This is a genomic window from Rothia nasimurium (assembly GCF_035916755.1).
GTDB lineage: Bacteria > Actinomycetota > Actinomycetes > Actinomycetales > Micrococcaceae > Rothia.
Map to the genome: position 1 here is coordinate 113,734 of NZ_JAYWIX010000001.1, position 18,134 is coordinate 131,867.

General features: G+C 58.8%; 15 protein-coding genes. 6 read left to right on the forward strand and 9 right to left on the reverse strand.

Annotated features, from left to right (window positions below; translation table 11 throughout):
• Window positions 1-6: 6 nt before the first annotated feature.
• Window positions 7-912 carry a type I methionyl aminopeptidase gene (gene map / locus VSX42_RS00505; protein ID WP_237195367.1) on the reverse strand — a complete coding sequence of 302 codons (906 nt, stop codon included), beginning with the start codon at window positions 910-912 and terminating at the stop codon, window positions 7-9.
• Window positions 913-1,035: 123 nt separating this feature from the next.
• Here map and VSX42_RS00510 point away from each other — a divergent pair, with 123 nt between their 5' ends.
• Window positions 1,036-1,236: an SPOR domain-containing protein gene (locus VSX42_RS00510; RefSeq protein WP_326502484.1), complete on the forward strand. Its 201-nt coding sequence runs from the start codon at window positions 1,036-1,038 to the stop codon at window positions 1,234-1,236.
• 101 nt (window positions 1,237-1,337) lie between these two features.
• Here the strand turns inward: VSX42_RS00510 and panB are convergent, their stop codons facing one another.
• Window positions 1,338-2,222: a 3-methyl-2-oxobutanoate hydroxymethyltransferase gene (gene panB, locus VSX42_RS00515; protein WP_326502485.1), complete on the reverse strand. Its 885-nt coding sequence runs from the start codon at window positions 2,220-2,222 to the stop codon at window positions 1,338-1,340.
• Between the two features lie 216 nt (window positions 2,223-2,438).
• On the opposite strand from panB, the gene glnA (VSX42_RS00520) reads away from it, so the two are divergent.
• Both glnA (VSX42_RS00520) and VSX42_RS00525 read left to right on the forward strand, forming a co-directional pair.
• The gene (glnA, locus tag VSX42_RS00520; RefSeq protein WP_326502486.1) at window positions 2,439-3,782 is read left to right on the forward strand and encodes a type I glutamate--ammonia ligase; all 1,344 of its coding nucleotides are present in this window, start codon (window positions 2,439-2,441) and stop codon (window positions 3,780-3,782) included.
• A gap of 69 nt (window positions 3,783-3,851) precedes the next feature.
• Window positions 3,852-7,037 (forward strand): bifunctional [glutamine synthetase] adenylyltransferase/[glutamine synthetase]-adenylyl-L-tyrosine phosphorylase, encoded by a 3,186-nt coding sequence (locus VSX42_RS00525; RefSeq protein ID WP_326502487.1) that lies wholly within the window; start codon window positions 3,852-3,854, stop codon window positions 7,035-7,037.
• An 83-nt stretch (window positions 7,038-7,120) separates the two neighbouring features.
• Here the strand turns inward: VSX42_RS00525 and VSX42_RS00530 are convergent, their stop codons facing one another.
• Both VSX42_RS00530 and glnA (VSX42_RS00535) read right to left on the reverse strand, forming a co-directional pair.
• Window positions 7,121-8,041: an acyltransferase family protein gene (locus tag VSX42_RS00530; protein WP_326502488.1), complete on the reverse strand. Its 921-nt coding sequence runs from the start codon at window positions 8,039-8,041 to the stop codon at window positions 7,121-7,123.
• Between the two features lie 299 nt (window positions 8,042-8,340).
• The gene (gene glnA / locus VSX42_RS00535; protein WP_326502489.1) at window positions 8,341-9,765 is read right to left on the reverse strand and encodes a type I glutamate--ammonia ligase; all 1,425 of its coding nucleotides are present in this window, start codon (window positions 9,763-9,765) and stop codon (window positions 8,341-8,343) included.
• A gap of 285 nt (window positions 9,766-10,050) precedes the next feature.
• On the opposite strand from glnA (VSX42_RS00535), the gene VSX42_RS00540 reads away from it, so the two are divergent.
• A complete protein-coding gene (locus tag VSX42_RS00540; protein WP_326502490.1) occupies window positions 10,051-10,512 on the forward strand; it encodes an RDD family protein in 462 nt (153 codons plus the stop codon).
• A gap of 12 nt (window positions 10,513-10,524) precedes the next feature.
• Window positions 10,525-11,226, forward strand: coding sequence for a hypothetical protein (locus tag VSX42_RS00545; RefSeq protein ID WP_326502491.1), 702 nt, complete (start codon window positions 10,525-10,527; stop codon window positions 11,224-11,226).
• A 74-nt stretch (window positions 11,227-11,300) separates the two neighbouring features.
• On the opposite strand, the gene VSX42_RS00550 is transcribed toward VSX42_RS00545, so the two are convergent.
• From VSX42_RS00550 to lipB, 3 genes are all read right to left on the reverse strand, one after another.
• Window positions 11,301-12,050 carry a DUF4191 domain-containing protein gene (locus VSX42_RS00550; RefSeq protein ID WP_326502492.1) on the reverse strand — a complete coding sequence of 250 codons (750 nt, stop codon included), beginning with the start codon at window positions 12,048-12,050 and terminating at the stop codon, window positions 11,301-11,303.
• A gap of 126 nt (window positions 12,051-12,176) precedes the next feature.
• Window positions 12,177-13,184 (reverse strand): lipoyl synthase, encoded by a 1,008-nt coding sequence (gene lipA / locus VSX42_RS00555; RefSeq protein ID WP_326502493.1) that lies wholly within the window; start codon window positions 13,182-13,184, stop codon window positions 12,177-12,179.
• A 68-nt stretch (window positions 13,185-13,252) separates the two neighbouring features.
• A complete protein-coding gene (lipB, locus tag VSX42_RS00560) occupies window positions 13,253-13,930 on the reverse strand; it encodes a lipoyl(octanoyl) transferase LipB (protein ID WP_326502494.1) in 678 nt (225 codons plus the stop codon).
• A gap of 195 nt (window positions 13,931-14,125) precedes the next feature.
• Here lipB and VSX42_RS00565 point away from each other — a divergent pair, with 195 nt between their 5' ends.
• Window positions 14,126-15,781, forward strand: coding sequence for a protein kinase (locus VSX42_RS00565; protein WP_326502495.1), 1,656 nt, complete (start codon window positions 14,126-14,128; stop codon window positions 15,779-15,781).
• Between the two features lie 91 nt (window positions 15,782-15,872).
• Here VSX42_RS00565 and VSX42_RS00570 read toward each other — a convergent pair whose 3' ends face one another.
• Together VSX42_RS00570 and sucB are read right to left on the reverse strand one after the other, a co-directional pair.
• Window positions 15,873-16,256 (reverse strand): hypothetical protein, encoded by a 384-nt coding sequence (locus tag VSX42_RS00570; RefSeq protein ID WP_185173124.1) that lies wholly within the window; start codon window positions 16,254-16,256, stop codon window positions 15,873-15,875.
• 161 nt (window positions 16,257-16,417) lie between these two features.
• On the reverse strand, window positions 16,418-18,112 hold the full coding sequence (gene sucB, locus VSX42_RS00575) for a 2-oxoglutarate dehydrogenase, E2 component, dihydrolipoamide succinyltransferase (RefSeq protein WP_326502496.1): 1,695 nt from the start codon (window positions 18,110-18,112) through the stop codon (window positions 16,418-16,420).
• Between the last annotated feature and the right edge of the window lie 22 nt (window positions 18,113-18,134).

Here is an 18,134-nt window from a genome sequence, read left to right on the forward strand (position 1 = left end):
TGGTGTTTAGGGCAGGGTGAGGATGTCAACGCCGTCGGCAGTGACCACCATGGTGTGTTCAAACTGAGCGGTACGCTTGCGATCGCGGGTGACGACGGTCCAGTCGTCCTCCCACATGTCCCACTCGATGGTGCCCAGGGTGAGCATGGGTTCAATGGTGAAGATCATGCCTTCTTCAATGACAGTGTTGTAGGCGGGGGCCGCATCGTAGTGGGGAATGATGAGGCCGGAGTGGAATTCCCTGCCGACGCCGTGGCCGGTGAAGTCACGCACCACGCCGTAGCCGAAGCGGGCGGCGTACTTTTCGATGACGCGCCCGATGACGTTGATTTCACGGCCGGGGCGTACCGCCTTCATGGCGCGGTTCAGGGCTTCTTCGGTGCGTTCGACGAGCAGGCGGGATTCTTCGTCCACATCTCCGACGAGCAGGGTGCGGTTGGTGTCACCGTGCATATCGTGCAGATAGGCCGTCACATCGAGGTTGAGAATATCGCCGTCTTCAAGAACGGTGGAGTCGGGGATGCCGTGGCAGATGACCTCGTTCAGCGAGGTGCAGACGCTCTTAGTGAAGCCGCGGTAGTCAACGGTGGAGGGGTAGGCCCCGTGGTCGCAGATGTATTCGTGGACTAGCACGTCAATGTCGTTGGTGGTGGTGCCGGGAACAGCAATCTTTTCAGCTTCAACAATGGCACCGGCGGCAATTTTGCCGGCCGCCCGCACCTTTTCTACCTCTTCGGGGGTGTAAAAGTTTGAACCCTGACCCTCGTTGGCTTCGGGCTTGCCCACGTATTCGGGGCGGACGATGTGCGCCGGTACCGGGCGCATGGGGGCTACGACGCCGGGTGTTAGGTTGCCCACGGGGGCTTTGCCCGGCTCCGCGGGGAGGTTGTGGCTGTTAGATGATGTCGACATGTCTTCTAGCTTATCGGCTGGGTGCCGACCTGCCGGGCTAGCTGCGTTGCCAAAAGCTGTATCTTTTGCCTAACTGGGCATAAAGTGGTGCGTACAACACTATTGACCGATGAAGGAGACACTGTGTCACTGAACGACTACACCCCCGGCCCCCACGACACCCAGTTCTGGTATAACCTGAGCACCGGCCAGGTCGAGGAGGGGCAGCAGTCAAAGATCACCGAGCTCTGGGGCCCCTTTGCTACCCGCGAAGAAGCAGAGCAGGCCATGGAGAAGGCGAAGAAGCGCAACGAAGAATGGGATGAGGGCAAGGGCACCTGGTAAGGAAGGAACTTCTTTCTAGCGTTGAGAACGCTGGCCCGGGGTTCGCAGCGAGCGCGAGCCCCAGGTTAGCTACATCCCGAACTCTTGGCAACGCAGAATTTTTAACTGTCGAACCGGTGCTCTTCTGCCGGGTAGGCGCCTGAGCGCACGTCTGCCCGGTAGGCGGCTGCTCCTTCGAGCAGAGTGTCGTAGAGGTTGGCGTACTGCTTGACGAAGCGGGCCATCTTGCCCTGCCGCAGCCCGAAGGCGTCCTGCCAGACCAGCACCTGCCCACTGACGTCCGCACCCGCCCCGATACCGATGATGGGGATGCGCACTGAGGTATCGATGTCGGCGGCAACGTCGGAGCGGGTCATTTCCATGAGCAGGCAGAAGGCACCGGCTTCTTCAAGGGCCAGGGCGGTGTCTTTGAGGGCCTGACCGCCGTCGCGGCCCTGCACCCGGTAGCCGCCGAGGGCGTGCTCAGACTGGGGGGTAAAGCCGATATGGGCCATGACGGGTATGCCCGCTGCAACCATGGCGCGCAGGTGGTCTACGTGGTGGGCGGTGGCTTCCATCTTGACCGCGTGCGCTCCACCCTCTTTCATGAAGCGAACAGCGGTAGCTACCGCCTGGGCGGGGGACTGCTCATAGGAGCCAAAGGGAAGATCAGCGACAACCATAGCCCGCTTGGAAGCGGTAGAAACAGCTTTGACCAGGGGAATCATCTCGTCAACGGTAATGGTGAGGGTTGATTCGTGCCCCAGCACATTGTTGCCCGCAGAGTCGCCAATGAGCAGCAGTTCGATGCCGGCCCGGTCGAAGATAGTGGCGGTCAGGGCATCGTAGCTGGTGAGCATGGCGAACTTTTCACCGGCGTCCTTGGCCTGCTGCAGGTGCACGGTACGCACTTTCTTGACGGCGAGGACGCTTGCCTCACCTTCCTGAGGAGCGTTGGCGGGGGCAGGGGTTGAGGACCCGTAGGGTGCTGTTTCTTCGTTGAGCATGCTTTAACTCTAGTAGCCTGTAGGCGCACCGCAACCGGAGCAGGCCCGCTTTATCTCAGTCGGTGAAAGAAATGTTTAAAACACGTTACTGTTACCGGGCTGAGAGCGTGCCAGGTGGGCACGTAAGGCGGTTACGTTCTAGAGTTGATGCTAAGGATTCGTTTGCCCGCCCACCGGGGTGCGGGCGCCACCTTTAGACATGAACGGATAGGTTACATGGATCGTCAGCAAGAATTCGTTTTGCGCACCATCGAAGAGCGCAACGTGCGTTTCGTCCGCCTCTGGTTTACCGATGTGGTGGGCCAGCTTAAGTCTGTTGCTATTGCACCGGCTGAGGTTGAGAGCGCTTTTGACGAGGGTATCGGTTTTGACGGTTCATCGATTGAGGGCCTGTCCCGCGTGTACGAGTCAGATATGCTGCTACAACCTGACCCCTCCACCTTCCAGGTGCTGCCCTGGCGCGGGGATGAAGAGCCGACCTCCCGCATGTTCTGCGATATTCTCACCCCCGACGGGGAACCCAGCGCCTCAGATACCCGCGGCGTGCTCAAGAACGTGCTGTCTAAGGCAGCGGGTATGGGCTTTACCTGCTACACCTCACCCGAGATTGAGTTTTACCTGCTCAAGTCAAAGGAACTGGGCCCCAGCGGCTTCCCCGAACCGGTCGACTCCGAAAGCTACTTCGACCACACCCCCGGCGGCGTGGTCCAGGACTTCCGCCGCAAGGCAGTGACCACCCTAGAAGAAATTGGCATCTCGGTGGAGTTCTCCCACCACGAGACAGGCCCCGGCCAGAACGAAATCGACCTGCGCCACGCCGATGCCCTGCAGACCGCCGATAACATCATGAGCTTCCGCACCGTCATCAAGGAAGTTGCCCTCTCCCAGGGCATCTACGCCACCTTCATGCCCAAGCCCTTCACCGAGCACGCAGGCTCCGGCATGCACACCCACTTCTCCCTCTTCGAGGGCGACACCAACGCCTTCTTTGAGGCAGGGGTCGAGTACCAGCTCTCCCGCACCGCCAAGCACTTTATCGCCGGTGTCCTGCGCCACGCCCCCGAGTTCACCTCGGTCACCAACCAGTTCGTCAACTCCTACAAGCGCCTATGGGGCGGCGGCGAGGCTCCCTCCTACGTCTCCTGGGGCCACAATAACCGCTCCGCCCTGGTGCGGGTTCCCCTCTACAAGCCCAACAAGATGCAGTCAGCCCGGATGGAGTACCGCGGTATCGACTCAGCTGCCAACCCCTACCTGGCCTACGCCGTCATCCTGGCAGCCGGTCTGAAGGGTATCGAAAACGAGTACGAGCTGCCGAGTGCCGCCGTCACCGAAGACATCTCGGCGATGACTAGCGCAGAACGCCGCGCCATGGGCTACCACGCCCTGCCGTCCTCTCTCCACGACGCCATCCACCGCACCGAAGAGTCAGAGTTCATGGCCGAAACCCTCGGCGAGCAGGTCTTTGACCAGTTCCTGCGCAACAAGCGCCGCGACTGGAACGCCTTCCGAGCCGAAGTAACCCCCTACGAACTCAAGAACAACCTCGGCATCCTCTAGTGCCCGTATGCAGGCGCAACACCACAGGCGGTGTTGCGCCTGCTGTAATTAATACCTAAGGAGACAGCGGTGCCCCAGACCCCGCAGAACGAAACCCCCGAAGAAGCCGCCCGCCGCGCCGAAGAAGAACGCAAGGCCCAGGTGCGTCTGATGAGCGAGATGGCATCCCTGGGGTTCTACGATGCGGCTAAAAGCGCCCGCTGGCTCAACTCCCGGGAGCTCGAAGGCCTAGACCGCGCCAAACTGTTCGAGGGTCTGCGCCTAGCCCCTTCTCCCGATATTGCGCTTCCTGCCCTGGTCAGACTCATTGAACGCGCCCCCAAGGTGGCGCAGCTAGCTGCGCGGGGGGCGGAGGCCGAAGCCCTCTACCGCTTACTGGGCGGCTCCGAGGCGCTGGGGGAGTTCTTGGTTCGCCACCCCGAGCACGCAGACCTGCTAGAGATTGATCCTACGGCTTTTGACGGCCAAGACTTTCCCGTCTCGCTGCTGCCCGAGACCGACGAAGAATACCTCACCCCTATCGCTCCGCTCGATACCGTCTACCGCCGTGACCTGCTTGAGGCTGTGGGAGCCGATTCGGCTGCGTCCGCCCCGGTCGCCCAGCTCACCGGCAAAGAAGCCTACACCGCCCTGCGCGTTGCCTACCGCCGTCACCTGACTGAACTAGCGATCTACGACCTCACCAGCTTCGCACCGGTACAGTTCATGCCCACCGTTGGCCGTCTTCTGGCAGACTTGGCCGCAGCCGCCCTCGAAGGGGCCCTGGCAATTGCCCGCGCCGAAGTAGCCCAGAACCGCAGCGAAGAGACCGTAGCCGCTGTAGAACTTGCCATCATCGGCATGGGCAAATGCGGTGCCCGCGAACTCAACTACATTTCAGACGTCGATGTGGTCTACGCTGTCGCCCACAAGCCCCTAGCTGACCTACCCGAAGACTTCGCCCCCCTTGACGAAAATACCCTGACCCAGATCGGTACCGAGCTGGTCATGGCCCTCTCCAAGGCCATCATGGCCCCGGCCCCCGAACCTGCCCTCTGGGAGGTCGACGCCAACCTGCGCCCCGAAGGGAAGGACGGCGCCCTGGTGCGCACCGTGGAGTCCTACACCACCTACTACAAGCGGTGGGCCGAAAACTGGGAATTCCAAGCCCTGCTCAAAGCCCGCCCCATCGCAGGGACCCCCGAACTGGGCGTCCGCTGGGCCAGGGCCATGCGCCCCTTCATCTGGGAATCTGCCGCCCGCGATTCCTTTGTAGAGTCAGTACAGGCCATGCGCCAACGGGTTACCGACAACATCCCCGCCGCCGACGTCGACCGCCAAATCAAGCTCGGCCCCGGGGGCCTACGCGACGTAGAATTCACCGTTCAGCTTCTGCAGCTCGTGCACGGTCGCACCGATGAGAGCGTCCGCACCCAAAGCACCACCGACTCCATCACCGCCCTGGCCAAGGCCAGCTATATCGGCCGCCAGGACGCCCACGACTTTGCCGATAACTACGCCACCTTGCGGGTGATGGAGCACCGGATTCAGCTGCTCTACATGCGCCGCACCCACCTGATGCCAGAGAAGGAAAAGGACAGGCGCACCCTGGCCCGGGCCATGAACTCACCCCTGGCACCCACCCAGCTCACTGAACAAGAGATGCTCAAACAGTGGGCCAGCATTAAGCGGGCCGTCAAATCCCTGCACGAGCGCCTCTTCTTCCGGCCCCTGCTGGCCGCCGTCGCCCACCTCTCCAAGGACGAAGTGGCCCTCACCCCGCAGGCAGCACAAGACCGCCTGGCAGCCCTGGGCTACAAGGACCCCCGCCGCGCCATAGGCCACATCGAAGCCCTCACCAAGGGCCTACGCCGCTCAGCCGAAATCCAGCGCACCCTTATGCCAGTTCTGCTGGGTTGGTTCGCCAAGGGTGTGGACCCGGACGCTGGCCTGCTGGGCTTCCGCCGGGTCAGCGAGTCCCTGGGCGGTACCCCCTGGTACCTGCGTATGCTACGAGATTCCCCGGCCGCAGCTGAACGTCTCTGCGCCCTGCTCTCTTCCTCCCGTTTCATTACCGACCTGCTTGAAGATATCCCCGAACCCATTGCCTGGCTCGATAAGGAAGAAGACCTCAAACCCCGCGAAGCAGACGCTATCATCAGCGAACTGCGCTCCCAGCTCACCCGCCACACCGACTCCGCCGAAGCGATCCGCGCCGTCCGCATGCTGCGCCGTCGTGAAATCCTCCGCCTCGCCATGGGCGAAGCTCTTGGACTCAACAGCAATGCCGAGGTAGCCCACGGCCTATCAGACATCGACCGGGGCACCGTCCAGTCGGCTCTTGCCATCGCCGAACGCGAAACCTACATCGATGGCCGCACCCCGCTCACCGACGTAGCCGTCATCGCCATGGGCCGTCAGGGAGGTGCCGAAATCGGCTACGGCTCAGACTCCGACCTCATGTACGTGCACATCCCGCGCGACGGAGCCGACGAAAAAGCCGCTCAAACTGAAGCCACCGACCTCATCAACCGCATGGTCGCCCTGCTCAAACAACCCACCACCCCGCCGATTCGCGCCGAAAAAGTGCTCGAAATCGACGCTGACCTAAGGCCCGAAGGAAAATCCGGGGCTATGGTGCGCTCGCTCGAATCCTTTAGGGAATACTACGAGCGCTGGGCAGATACCTGGGAGTTCCAGGCCCTACTGCGTGCCCGCCCCTTCGCTGGATCAGAGTATGTGGGGTCTGCCTTCGTTGAACTGATTGACCCCTACCGCTACCCGGCTACCTTCCCCACCGAAAAAGTCACTCAGATTCGCCGCATGAAAGCCCGCGTTGAGACCGAACGCATGCCCCGCGGGGCCGATAAGACCCGCCAGCTGAAGCTAGGGCGAGGCGGGCTGACGGACGTGGAGTGGCTGGTCCAGCTGCTCCAGCTCCAGCACGCCCACAAGATTGAGGGCATGCGCACCACCTCCACCCTCAAGGCTCTGGACGCCGCTGTGCAGGCTGGGCTGGTCGACGAACGTGATGCAACCCTGCTCACCAACGCCTGGAAGCTGGCGTCAAAGATTCGCGGCCTCAATGTGTTGCGTACCGGCCGGGCATCGGACACCCTGACAACCACCCGCTCAGACCTTGAGGCTATCGCCCGCTGGTGCGGGTATGAGCCGGGATCTGCCCGTGAACTGGAAGACGATTACCTACGTGCAACCCGCCAGTGCCGTAACGTCTTCGAGCGGCTCTTCTACCCGGCCGAGTTATTTCTAGGTTGAGCCTATACTCTAGGAATTGTGTCTAGAGATTTGCCTCAATATCCATCATTGATAGCGGGTCAAACACCTAAGGAGAATTTAATTTATTTTTTCAACTTGGGCATTTCGTAAAGCCAAATAAATTTATCTTTATTATTTGCGATAATCCAACATGTTGTGATTGAAAATATGAAGAAAATGATAAATATAATGTAGTAGTTGTCAATATTTGTCTGATAAATCAATCTTCCAAGGACAAAAATGATTGGCGCATGGGTTACATAGAATATAATTGATCGTTGCCCAATCCAGATAAGCGGTTGTGCGATTTTGTAACGAGTGAGATAAGGGGCGAGCCATATGATGAAGATCGCACCAAGAACTGTCGTTATGAATGTTGGGATATTTTGTTCAATATATCCATGAATTAGGTGATAAGTGACGCTCCCTGCGAAAACTGCTCCAAGGGCAATGATTGCGAGTAGGGGAATATTCTTCTGGATATAGGAGATCCGGCTGGATAGGGCGGATCCTATGAAGAAGAAGGAGCAGAACCAAAGGTTGGCTGCTATAGAGTATTCATCTGGCTTCAGCAGAAAAAGTGTGGAAAGCATAATGAGTGGCATTATTAGCCAGTTTTTCAAGAATGGAACGAGAGCAATAAGGTAGCACAGAAAAATAGTAATGAGATACCAGGTTGGATTTCCATTAAAAAAATTTTGAATAGTGAAAAAATTTCCTGCATAAGGTATGCGAACAACGTAGGCTACAAAAGTCCATATGATGAATGGATAGAGTATAAGTCTTATTTTACCTTCAATGTAAGTTTTTTTATCCTTTTTCAGCGAGCGCTCGAGGAGGATTCCGGAGAGAATGAGTAGAAGAGGTACGCGGTAGGGGCTTAGTGCGAAGTTTATACTCGAGAGAATCGTTTCATCAACATTTAGTCGATAGTCGATCGGGATGAATGTTTGACTGTGTTGAAGGAATATAAGGAGTATTGCTAGGCCGCGTAATAAATCCATCCATAGCTGTCTTTGGCTATTTGATAAGGGGGATTGATTTGTTCTCAATTTTATGAACCTTTTGGGGTTTGATAAGTGTGGAGCGAGTTGTTGGTGATATACATGATATACAGATTTATTAGACCGGGGCAGGTAGTGCTCATATGTATAGCGCTTTGTAGGGAAAATCACGCTTAAATTACAGTAATGATTTCGGTCGATCACTACAATAAGCAGAGTATATGTAAGTTACTGTTTAAAAGTTGCCCCGGCATCCGCTCTGGATGCCGGGGGGCAGTTTCTTTTAGGCTAGCTAGGGCTTAGACGCCGTAGTAGAGCTCGTATTCGAGGGGGTGGGGAACCAGCAGCATGGGGGCGATTTCTGCTTCGCGCTTGTAGCGGATCCACTCACGAATCAGGTCCTCGGTGAAGACGTCGCCTGCTAGCAGGAAATCGTGGTCTGCTTCCAGAGCAGCCAGGGCTTCTTCCAGGTTGGCGGGTGCCTTCTTGATGTCTGCTGCTTCTTCGGCGGGCAGCTCGTAGAGGTCCTTGTCGATGGGTGCCGGGGGTTCGATGCGGTTGCGGATGCCGTCCAGGCCAGCCATGAGCTGGGCTGCGAAAGCCAGGTAGGGGTTGGCGGAGGGGTCCGGTGCACGGAATTCCAGGCGCTTGGCCTTGGGGTTAGTGCCGGTGATAGGGATACGGATACCAGCGGAGCGGTTGCCCTGGGAGTAGACCATGTTGATGGGGGCTTCGTAGCCGGGTACTAGACGCTTGTAGGAGTTGATGGTGGGGTTGGTGAAAGCAAGCACAGCGGAGGAGTGCTCAATCAGACCACCGATGTACCAGCGGGCAACATCGGAGAGGCCTGCGTAGCCGCGCTCGTCGTAGAAGAGAGGCTCGCCGTCAGCCCACAGGGATTGGTGGCAGTGCATGCCTGAGCCGTTGTCGCCGAAGACGGGCTTGGGCATGAAGGTGACGGTCTTGCCCCACTGGTCAGCGGTGTTCTTGATGACGTACTTGAACTTGAGCAAGTCGTCTGCAGCGCGGGTCAGGGTGGAGAACTTGTAGTTGATTTCTGCCTGCCCCATAGCGCCCACCTCGTGGTGGGAACGCTCGACCTCGAGGCCGACCTCGTCCATGGCGATGCACATGGCGTCGCGCAGGTCTGCCTGCTTGTCGACGGGGGAGACGGGGAAGTAGCCACCCTTGAGGGGGGTCTTGTTGCCCAGGTTGCCGCCCTCTTCCTTGCGTCCGGAGTTCCAGTAGGCCTCGTCGGAGTCAATCTTGAAGAAAGTGGACTGGGGGGTGACCTCGTGGCGGACGTCCTCAAAGACAAAGAACTCTGCCTCGGAGGCAAAGAAGGCAGTGTCTGCGATACCGGTGGACTTGAGGTATTCCTCGGCGCGTTCGGCCACGCCGCGGGGGTCGCGGTGGTAGGAATCGCCGGTGCGGGGGTTGACGATGGAGCCGGTAACAACCAGGGTCTTCTCAAGACGGAAGGGGTCAACATAGCAGCTGGTGACGTCGGGGATCAGCTGCATGTCTGATTCGGCGATGCCCTGGAAGCCGCGGATTGAGGAGCCGTCGAACATCTGGCCTACGGTGAAGAAGTCTTCGTCGATAGCCTTAGCGGGCAGGTTGAAGTGCTGCTGCACGCCGGGCAGGTCGCAGAAGCGGATGTCAACGAACTTGATGTCTTCGTTCTTGATGAAGTCGAGGACTTCCTGTGCGGTAGTGAACATGGTCGTTTGTTCTCCTTGAGTTGTTTTCGACCCATGGGTGCCCGTCTGCGTGGGCTCCCTCGCTGTTGTTTCTAGCCTAGAGCGTATTTTTTGCCCTAAAGTATCGCTTTTGTTTCGCGTGTGTAACGTACCGGCGTTTGAGTTGCATTGGTGTTACGTGGGTTTGGGTGGCTAGGTTCCCCTTTTCTAGTGTAGGTGGTTTGGGGTCAGGTTTCTCAGAGGGCAGGACGCCTGCACCCGGTTTTCTTAGGCGGAAAGGGGGCGAGAGCCGGTAAGGTTAGTTGGGTGGTTACGAGAAGAGATTTAGGTTCTTGGATAGAGGGGGCTCCTACCGACCAGGAGTACCCCGGGCAGAATATGGGCAGGCCGCGGTCGGGGCGGGGTGCTATCGCTCGCCCGGTGCGCCGTTTGCTGGCCTTCTGGATTGACTGGCTGCTCATTGAGGGCATGTTTTTTGTGCTGGGGCAGACGGTTTTTCCGGGCATGAATACCGCTGTACTTGATGTTGCCCAGCTGGCTATTTTCTGGCTCTATATGGTGGCTGCTGTCGGTTTTATGGGGCACACGGTGGGGCATTTTGCCCTCGGTATGCAGGTACAGCGACTGGATGGTAAGCCCGCTGGCTGGCTGACCGCTCTAATCCGTCAGTCTATGGTCATGCTGGTGCTGCCCGTGGTCATTATGGATGCCGACCAGCGCGGCCTGCACGACCGGGCCCGCCACACTATTTTGGTGATGATTCGATAAATGAAAGACGATATGACGAACCCTACCGGCGAAGAGCCGCCGAAAGAGAACGACCCGGCGCTGCCGTCCTTTCTGACCCAGCCCAGGCCAATCGACAAGGTCTTGCTGAGCCTGCTCGCCTTCATGACTATTTACTCAATGGTCATGATTCCCCTGCGACCTAATCTGCTGGTCAACGCGCCCTGGCTGGTTTCTTTGCTGACCGGTTCGGGGCTGGGGCTTCTGATTACCGCTGCTCAGAACCAGGGAGCTGCCCTCATGCTGGCAGCCCTCACCGCAGCTGCTGCTACCAGCCACATCAAGTTTATGGCGGTCTACTTCTTTATGGGGAAGCACTGGGGGCAGGACTTCATCACCTGGCTGTTCGCTAACCACACCCCCCTGTGGTGGCGCAAACTTGAGGGTTTTGTTGAGAAGCACCTCTTTCTGAGTCTGCTGCTGGGCTTTATCCCTTTCTCACCGATTCCGGCGACGATTCTGGTGGCTATCGCCGGTATCCGTAAACTCAAGGTCTGGGTTATAGGCCTCTACATCTACCTGCTGGCTCTGGGGAATAAGCTGTTTTACCTCTACCTGGGACTGCGTTTCGGCGAGGGCATCCAGCCCACTCTTGAAACCATCGACCGCTACATGATGCAGATAACCCTGGCACTGATCGCCTACGTTTTCATCATGAACTGGTGGCGCGGTTCAAAGAAGAAGCCCGTGCAGTAAAAGCTTGCACGCATGAAGAAGGGGCCCGCTCAACAGATGTTGAGCGGGCCCCTTCTTTGCGAGAAACCTGCGGCTTAGCGCATGCCCCGACGGTCGGGGCGCATACGCATGGGGTCGATGCCCTTAGGGATAGAGTTCAGCATATTGTTGTGCTTCGAGAGCGAATCAATGCGGTTAGCTACCTGGTGCATTTCCTGCTGGGTGAGCTTCTTGGGCAGCTTGTTCATAGTCTTGGTGAGCTGCTTGAGTTCAACCTGGCCGTCAGCGTGGCCGGTGTTGATGACGGTTACGGGAACGGTCGGTACAATCTTGGCGTATTTGAGCTTTTCTTTCTGGACTAGGCCGTTGACGCGGCCGGTAGGGCCTTCGGTCACCAGGACGATGCCGGGGCGGCCAATAGCGCGGAAGACGACGTCCTGGGACTTGTTAGCGGCTACGGGCTGCTGCTCGAAAATCCAACCACGGCGCAGGGTTGAGAGCGCTGCACCGGAACGACCGGGCTGGCCTTCAAGCTGGGCAAAAGCTGCCTTTTCTGCCCGGCGAGAGAGCACCATGACGGCGAAAAGAATGCCCAGGGGGATACCGATGAGAAGGAAGGTAATCCAGTTGTTGAGCAGCAGGCCAATGAGCAGGAAGACCAGGACGGTGCCAAAGAAGACCAGAGCAAGAATCCAGGGGATGTTGGGGTCCTGCTCGCGGGTCATGGCATAGACCTGCTTCATCTGAGCAAACATTCCGGGGCCGCGCTGGGCGCGGCGCTCTTCGCGAGCCTTCTTCTTTTCTTCGCGGGTCTGTGCGCGGGTGCTGCCACGGGATTCAGCCACTGTGTTTCCTTCGTGAGTCGATTCTGGGCGGGCGGGTGCGATACGCGCCCTAACTTAGCCATTCTATACGGCAAGCGCCCACCGGTGAAACCGGTGGGCGCTTGAAACCCTAGGGGCTAGCGTCCTTTAGGCCCCTGCTGCTACCAGGGAGCTGGCCTCCTGCATAGCAAAGCCTGAGTCGTCGATATGCGATAGGTGTTCAGGGATTTCGCGTCCCTGCTTCTTCATGGCACGGGCCCAGAGCTTACCCGCCCGGTAGGACGAGCGCACCATGGGGCCTGCCATCACGCCGGCAAAGCCAATTTCTTCGGCCATCTTTGAGAGCTCAACGAACTCGGCAGGCTTAACCCAGCGCTCAATGGGGTGGAAGAGGGGGCCGGGGCGCAGGTACTGGGTGAGGGTAATCAGGTCGCAACCGGCATCGTGCAGGTCGCAGAGGGCCTCGTACACCTCGTCATTGGTTTCACCCATGCCCAGAATCAGGTTGGACTTGGTAATCAGACCGGCCTCCTTGCCCTGGGTAATGACGTCCAGGGAGCGCTCGTAGCGGAAGGCGGGGCGAATCTGACGGAAGATACGCGGGACGGTTTCAAGGTTGTGGGCGAAGACCTCGGGGGCTGCGTCGATGACCTGCTGAACGTCCTCTTCCTTGCCCTTGAAATCGGGAATCAGAATTTCAACACCGGTATTGGGAGAAACGCGGTGAATCTGACGGATGGTTTCGGCGTAAAGCCAGGCGCCGCCGTCCTCAAGATCGTCACGGGCTACACCGGTGACGGTGGCATAACGCAGCCCCATCTTCTTAACGTTGAGGGCTACCTTGATGGGCTCGGTGCGGTCAATAGCAACGGGCTTGCCGGTGTCGATCATGCAGAAGTCGCAGCGGCGGGTGCATTCTGAACCGCCGATGAGGTAGGTTGCTTCGCGGTCTTCCCAGCACTCGTAGATGTTAGGGCAACCTGCTTCTTCACACACGGTGTGCAAACCTGAGCCTCGGGCGAGGTCAACCATTTCTTTATATTCGGGGCCAACCTTTGCCTTGGTCTTGATCCATGAGGGCTTCTTCTCGATGGGAACCTCTGCGTTACGGGCTTCAACGCGAAGTAGCTTGCGGCCTTCTGGCTGGGCGCTCATGAGGTGGGGTTCTCCTTTGGGTGGTAAACCTGTGGTGGGTGTGCTGGCGGCTTCTGCCGGGGAGCGGTTTATGCGCTGGGGGCCGGTGTGAAGTCGGCGGCGAGCTGGTCGGCGTAACGGGCCAGCTCTTCTTCTACACGGTCAACAATATCGGCGGGGTTTATATTCCGGCCGAGTTGTTCGCTGATGGTGGTGACGCCCGCATCGGTGATGCCGCAGGGGATAAAGGCACCGAAGGGATCAGTGGGGTTGTTGCAGTTGATAGAGAAGCCGTGCATGGTGGTGTTCTTTGCAACGCGGATGCCGATAGCTGCAATTTTTTTGTCTTGCACCAGGGCGCCATCGCCTAGCACCCAGACGCCTGAACGCCCCTCGACCCGCTGGCAGGTGATGCCCAGGTCGGTCAGGACGTTGATGAGCACCTCTTCGAGTACCCGCACGTAGCGGACGACGTCGATGGGCTCGGGTAGTTGTACGATAGGGTAGCCAACCAGCTGGCCGGGGCCGTGCCAGGTGAGCTTACCACCGCGGTCAATTTTGATGACGGGCACGCGGTTATCGGCCGGGTATTCGTGGTCTTCGGTGCGCTTACCGGCGGTAATGACTTCTTCGTGCTCTAGCAGTAGGACTGTATTTTGCCGGACGCCGGTGGCGACTTCTTCGTGGACGGTGCGCTGGTAGTCCAGCGCGGAGGTGTATTCCACATAGTCGGGGGCAAGCCCGAGCCGTTCAAACAAAAGTGCCATACCTTCTAGGGTAGCCCTTTTGGCGGTGGGGCGAAAATACTCAGGGAGACTCTGGTTGTCTGAACCCGCTGTGTGGTGCTGTGACGCTAGATGACGTTTTTATCCACAGGGTACCTTCATACGGTTGACTAGCGTAAATGCTGGCCCTGTGGATACTCCCGGCGGTGGCGCTGCCAGGTGGTGTATAGCTAAAGCATGAGTACCCCCACAGACCTACCCCAGCCGACCCGGGCGTCCGCACCGCCTGAACCAGAAAACGACCAGGCCCTGCCGATACCCGGTAGCCTACCCGATGTAACCCCGCGCTACCGCCTTGAAAGCGGAGCCCACCACAGTACCTGGATCGTGGATTGCGGCTACCAAAGTGCCGCCCACCTCGAGCTGCAGGCGGGCCCCTATACCCTGACTCAGATTACCGGCGACGCAGAAGCTAGTGCGAAATCCGCAGAAAGGCTGTGTTCCCTCACCCCTCACCCCGCAGTGCTGAGGGTCGATGCTGTGACCTCATCGCAGGACTCCTACCATATCTGGTATGAACCGGCCGAGGCTGGCACTCTCGCCGACTATTGCCGAGCCAAGGGAAAACTGCCCCTGGGGCAGGTAACCACAGTTGCCCGGGCTCTCACCCAGGCACTGAGGTATCTGCACGAACAGGGCTTCGCCTATTCTGCGCTAGCGGCCCGCCACTGCGTCATTACCGTAAGGGGTGAGCTGAAGCTCTTTGCCCCCGATATCGATACCCGCCCACTGGCATCCGCGGTACAGAAGAGTCGGCAGGCAGACGACATCGCAGCCTGCGCTGCCCTGCTGTGGCTCTGTCTCACCGGGGAAGAGCCTAAGGCCATGCGTCTGAGGGCTCCCCTGAACCTGGCTGTACCCCAGGCCAGCGACGCCCTGGCCCAGACCCTTGAGGACGCTATCGACTCTCGTGCCCAGCAGCCCCAGCTTGCTGACCTACTAGCACTTATTGAACTGGCGGCAGACCCCGAGCCCCTCGAACTTCACCTCAGCGTCCACCAGAGCGTGCGTTCCCGTCTTCCTGCCTACAGGCAGCCTGCGCCAGTAGAACCCCGCCGGGCGGTGAAACAACGCCGTCAGATTTACGGGAAACTGCCCGATGTATCGCGGGGGAGTAAGGCGCCTCAAGGCGGGCTGGCCCGTATTAGGAGGAAAGATAAAGGCCCCGGACGACTACCGGTAGGGCAGTATCTGCGGGAACGCTGGGCCCTGAGCGGTGCTACTCTGATAGGCTTTCTCGCTATAGCCGGAGCCGGGTACCAGCTGCTTACATCAGAGCCCCAGCACGATTCAGCTGCCCCGGAAGCGGCTGAGGCAGCGGGCTCTCTTCTTGCACTTACGCCGTCAGAGATAGATCAGCAGCGTGCTAGCGAGAAGCCGCAGGTAGAGGTCGAGCAAGACCAGGCAATAGACCTAGAACCCAGCGATGGCGATGTAGCTCTTCTCGCAGCAGAGCTCGTAGCCACTCGGAGCCGGGTACTTGCCTCTAGGGAAACTGCGGAAATAGGTGCTTACGCGGTTTTAGGCTCACCCCTGGCTGAAGCCGATAGCCAGCTACTGGCAAGTGAAGGTGCAGCCGCTCTAGCCGATATGAGCACAGAGCTGGTTGATATTAGCGAAATCACGGCAACTGAGAACGGCTACAGACTCCTGGCTACGGTGCAAGCGACCGGCTACAGTCCCACAGGTAGTGACCAGGAACTGGCTGTGCAGGGTATAAACCGTCAGGATGGCAAAGTGCTGCAAAGCGTGGAGCTGACCCTTCAGCTTGAAAGCGAAACCTACCTGCTGACCGAGGCACGGCCCCTTCCCCTAGACCCGTCCACCCTCTAGTATCTATAGCCCTGCCTCTATATAGACCAGGGGCGGTGCACCAAACCGGTACACCGCCCCTGGGAGTAAGAACCTAGGTGTTCTTGCCTTATTAGATCTGGGGGTACTGCATGAAAACAGCGATAGCGATATTGATCAGAGCCAGGCCACCAACAGTATGGGCCAGGGCTACGTTCTTACCGTTTTCAGGGGTACCCAGGGCACGGGCAGCCTTGTACTTCTTCTGACCCATAAAGGCAGCTACAGCGATAACCAGGGCAATCACCATCTTGATGCCAATCATCATGTGGTTCAGAGCCATGTTCTGTGACATCTGGATGAAGTAGAGAGCAAAACCGGTTACGACCTGCAGCAGGGCCGCGTGGAACTGACCGGGCAGAACGATGCCCTGCTTAAAGGTGCCTAGCCACAGGCCGAAAACCATTGCGGCACCAACGATGTGCAAGAAAAGAAGAATTGAAAATGCGATAGCCATGATGACAAGTCTACGTAATACCTGTTTGTTTAGCGACAGTTCGCCACTAAAACCGGTGTGGGGGTGACCACGCGAGCCTCCCTAATAGACAGAAAAGTGCCCCGCTGGCTGCTGCCAGCGGGGCACCCGAAAGCCTAGTTCAGAGAACTAAGACCTGTGGTTTAGAGACCAACCTCAGCTTCGAAAGCTGCTTCTTCAAGGCGCTGCTTGAGGAAGGCCAGGAAGCGGCCAGCGTCTGCACCGTCTACAACGCGGTGGTCGTAGGTCAGTGAGAAGTATGCCAGTGAGCGGATAGCGATAACATCGTTACCTTCGGCATCCTGGATAACAGCAGGACGCTTGTTGGTGGAGCCGATGCCCAGGATCGCTACGTTGGGCTGGTTGATGATCGGGGTGAAGAAGACACCGCCGGTCTGGCCGGTGGAGGAGATGGTGAAGGTTGAACCTGACAGCTCCTCGGGGCCGACCTGGCCGTCGCGGGCGCGCTTGGCAACGTCGTTGATCTTCTTTGCGATACCTGCGATGTTGAGGTCGCCGGCGTCCTTGACAACGGGAACGAGCAGACCCTTGGGGGTGTCAACTGCCAGGCCGATGTTCTCGGAACCGTGGTAGGTGATTTCCTTGAAGTCATCGCTCATGGATGAGTTGAACTGGGGGAACTGCTGCAGAGCCTCGGTGACTGCCTTGGTGAAGAAAGGCAGGAAGGTGAGCTTGGTGCCCTCGCGAGCCTCGAAGCCGGCCTTAGCCTTGTTGCGCAGGGCAACCAGACGGGTCAGGTCGATTTCCTGGACGGTGGTCAGCTGAGCTGAAACAGCCAGTGACTCAACCATGCGCTTAGCAACGGTCTGGCGGATGCGGGGAGCCTTTTCGGTGGTGCCGCGCTTTGAGGAGGCTGCAGCCTTGGGGGCTTCCTTCTTGGCAGGAGCTGCGGTTGCGGGAGCTTCAGTAGCGGGTGCTGATGCTACGGGAGCAGCGCCCTTCTTAGCTTCAGCAGCAGCCAGGACGTCCTGCTTGCGGATACGGCCGCCAACACCGGTGCCCTTGATGGTGGACAGGTCGATGCCTTCCTGCTTGGCCAGCTTACGGACCAGGGGAGTGACGTAGGCTTCGCCGTTTTCGCCGGAGGGCAGCTCAACAGCGGGAGCCTCGGCAGCCTCGTCAGTTGAGGAGACAGCGGGTGCTTCTTCCGTCTTTTCCTCAGCGGCAGGTGCTTCTTCCTTCTTCTCTTCCGCAGGAGCAGAAGCGGCTGAAGCGTCACCGATGATAGCCAGAACCTGGCCGACCTCGGCGTCCTCATCTTCCTGGATGCGGATTTCGAGCAGGGTACCTGCTACGGGTGAGGGGACCTCGGTGTCGACCTTGTCGGTGGAAACCTCTACGAGAGGCTCGTCAACGGCAACTTCTTCGCCAACTTCCTTGAGCCAGCGGGTGATGGTGCCTTCGGTGACGGACTCGCCCAGGGCGGGCAGGGTAACCTCGGTGCCAGAAGCTGAGCCTGAGGACGCGGGTGCGGCAGCGGGCGCCTCTTCCTTCTTTTCCTCAGCTGCGGGTGCTTCTTCCTTCTCTTCAGCCTTGGGGGCTTCTGCGGCAGGGGCATCGTCAGATGAGCCTGTGCCGGAGCCGTCGCCAATAACGATGAGGGGAGCGCCGACCTCGACGTCCTCGTCCTCTTCAACGAGAATCTTCTCAACAACACCGGCTACGGGTGAGGGGACCTCGGTGTCGACCTTGTCGGTGGAAACCTCAACGATGGGCTGGTCAACCTCAACGGTTTCGCCAACCTCAACGAGCCAGCGGGTAACGGTACCCTCGGTTACGGATTCGCCCAGTGCGGGCAGTTCTACGGTGGTGGACATAGTCCTTCGTGCTCTCCTTGTG

What these genes read in the sequence shown, in the direction of transcription:
- map (WP_237195367.1), bottom strand. Translation starts at nt 912, where the DNA reads ATGTCGACATCATCTAACAGCCACAACCTCCCCGCGGAGCCGGGCAAA.
- panB (WP_326502485.1), bottom strand. Translation starts at nt 2,222, where the DNA reads ATGCTCAACGAAGAAACAGCACCCTACGGGTCCTCAACCCCTGCCCCC.
- glnA (WP_326502486.1), top strand. Translation starts at nt 2,439, where the DNA reads ATGGATCGTCAGCAAGAATTCGTTTTGCGCACCATCGAAGAGCGCAAC.
- VSX42_RS00530 (WP_326502488.1), bottom strand. Translation starts at nt 8,041, where the DNA reads ATGGATTTATTACGCGGCCTAGCAATACTCCTTATATTCCTTCAACAC.
- glnA (WP_326502489.1), bottom strand. Translation starts at nt 9,765, where the DNA reads ATGTTCACTACCGCACAGGAAGTCCTCGACTTCATCAAGAACGAAGAC.
- VSX42_RS00545 (WP_326502491.1), top strand. Translation starts at nt 10,525, where the DNA reads ATGACGAACCCTACCGGCGAAGAGCCGCCGAAAGAGAACGACCCGGCG.
- lipA (WP_326502493.1), bottom strand. Translation starts at nt 13,184, where the DNA reads ATGAGCGCCCAGCCAGAAGGCCGCAAGCTACTTCGCGTTGAAGCCCGT.
- lipB (WP_326502494.1), bottom strand. Translation starts at nt 13,930, where the DNA reads ATGGCACTTTTGTTTGAACGGCTCGGGCTTGCCCCCGACTATGTGGAA.
- VSX42_RS00565 (WP_326502495.1), top strand. Translation starts at nt 14,126, where the DNA reads ATGAGTACCCCCACAGACCTACCCCAGCCGACCCGGGCGTCCGCACCG.
- VSX42_RS00570 (WP_185173124.1), bottom strand. Translation starts at nt 16,256, where the DNA reads ATGGCTATCGCATTTTCAATTCTTCTTTTCTTGCACATCGTTGGTGCC.
- sucB (WP_326502496.1), bottom strand. Translation starts at nt 18,112, where the DNA reads ATGTCCACCACCGTAGAACTGCCCGCACTGGGCGAATCCGTAACCGAG.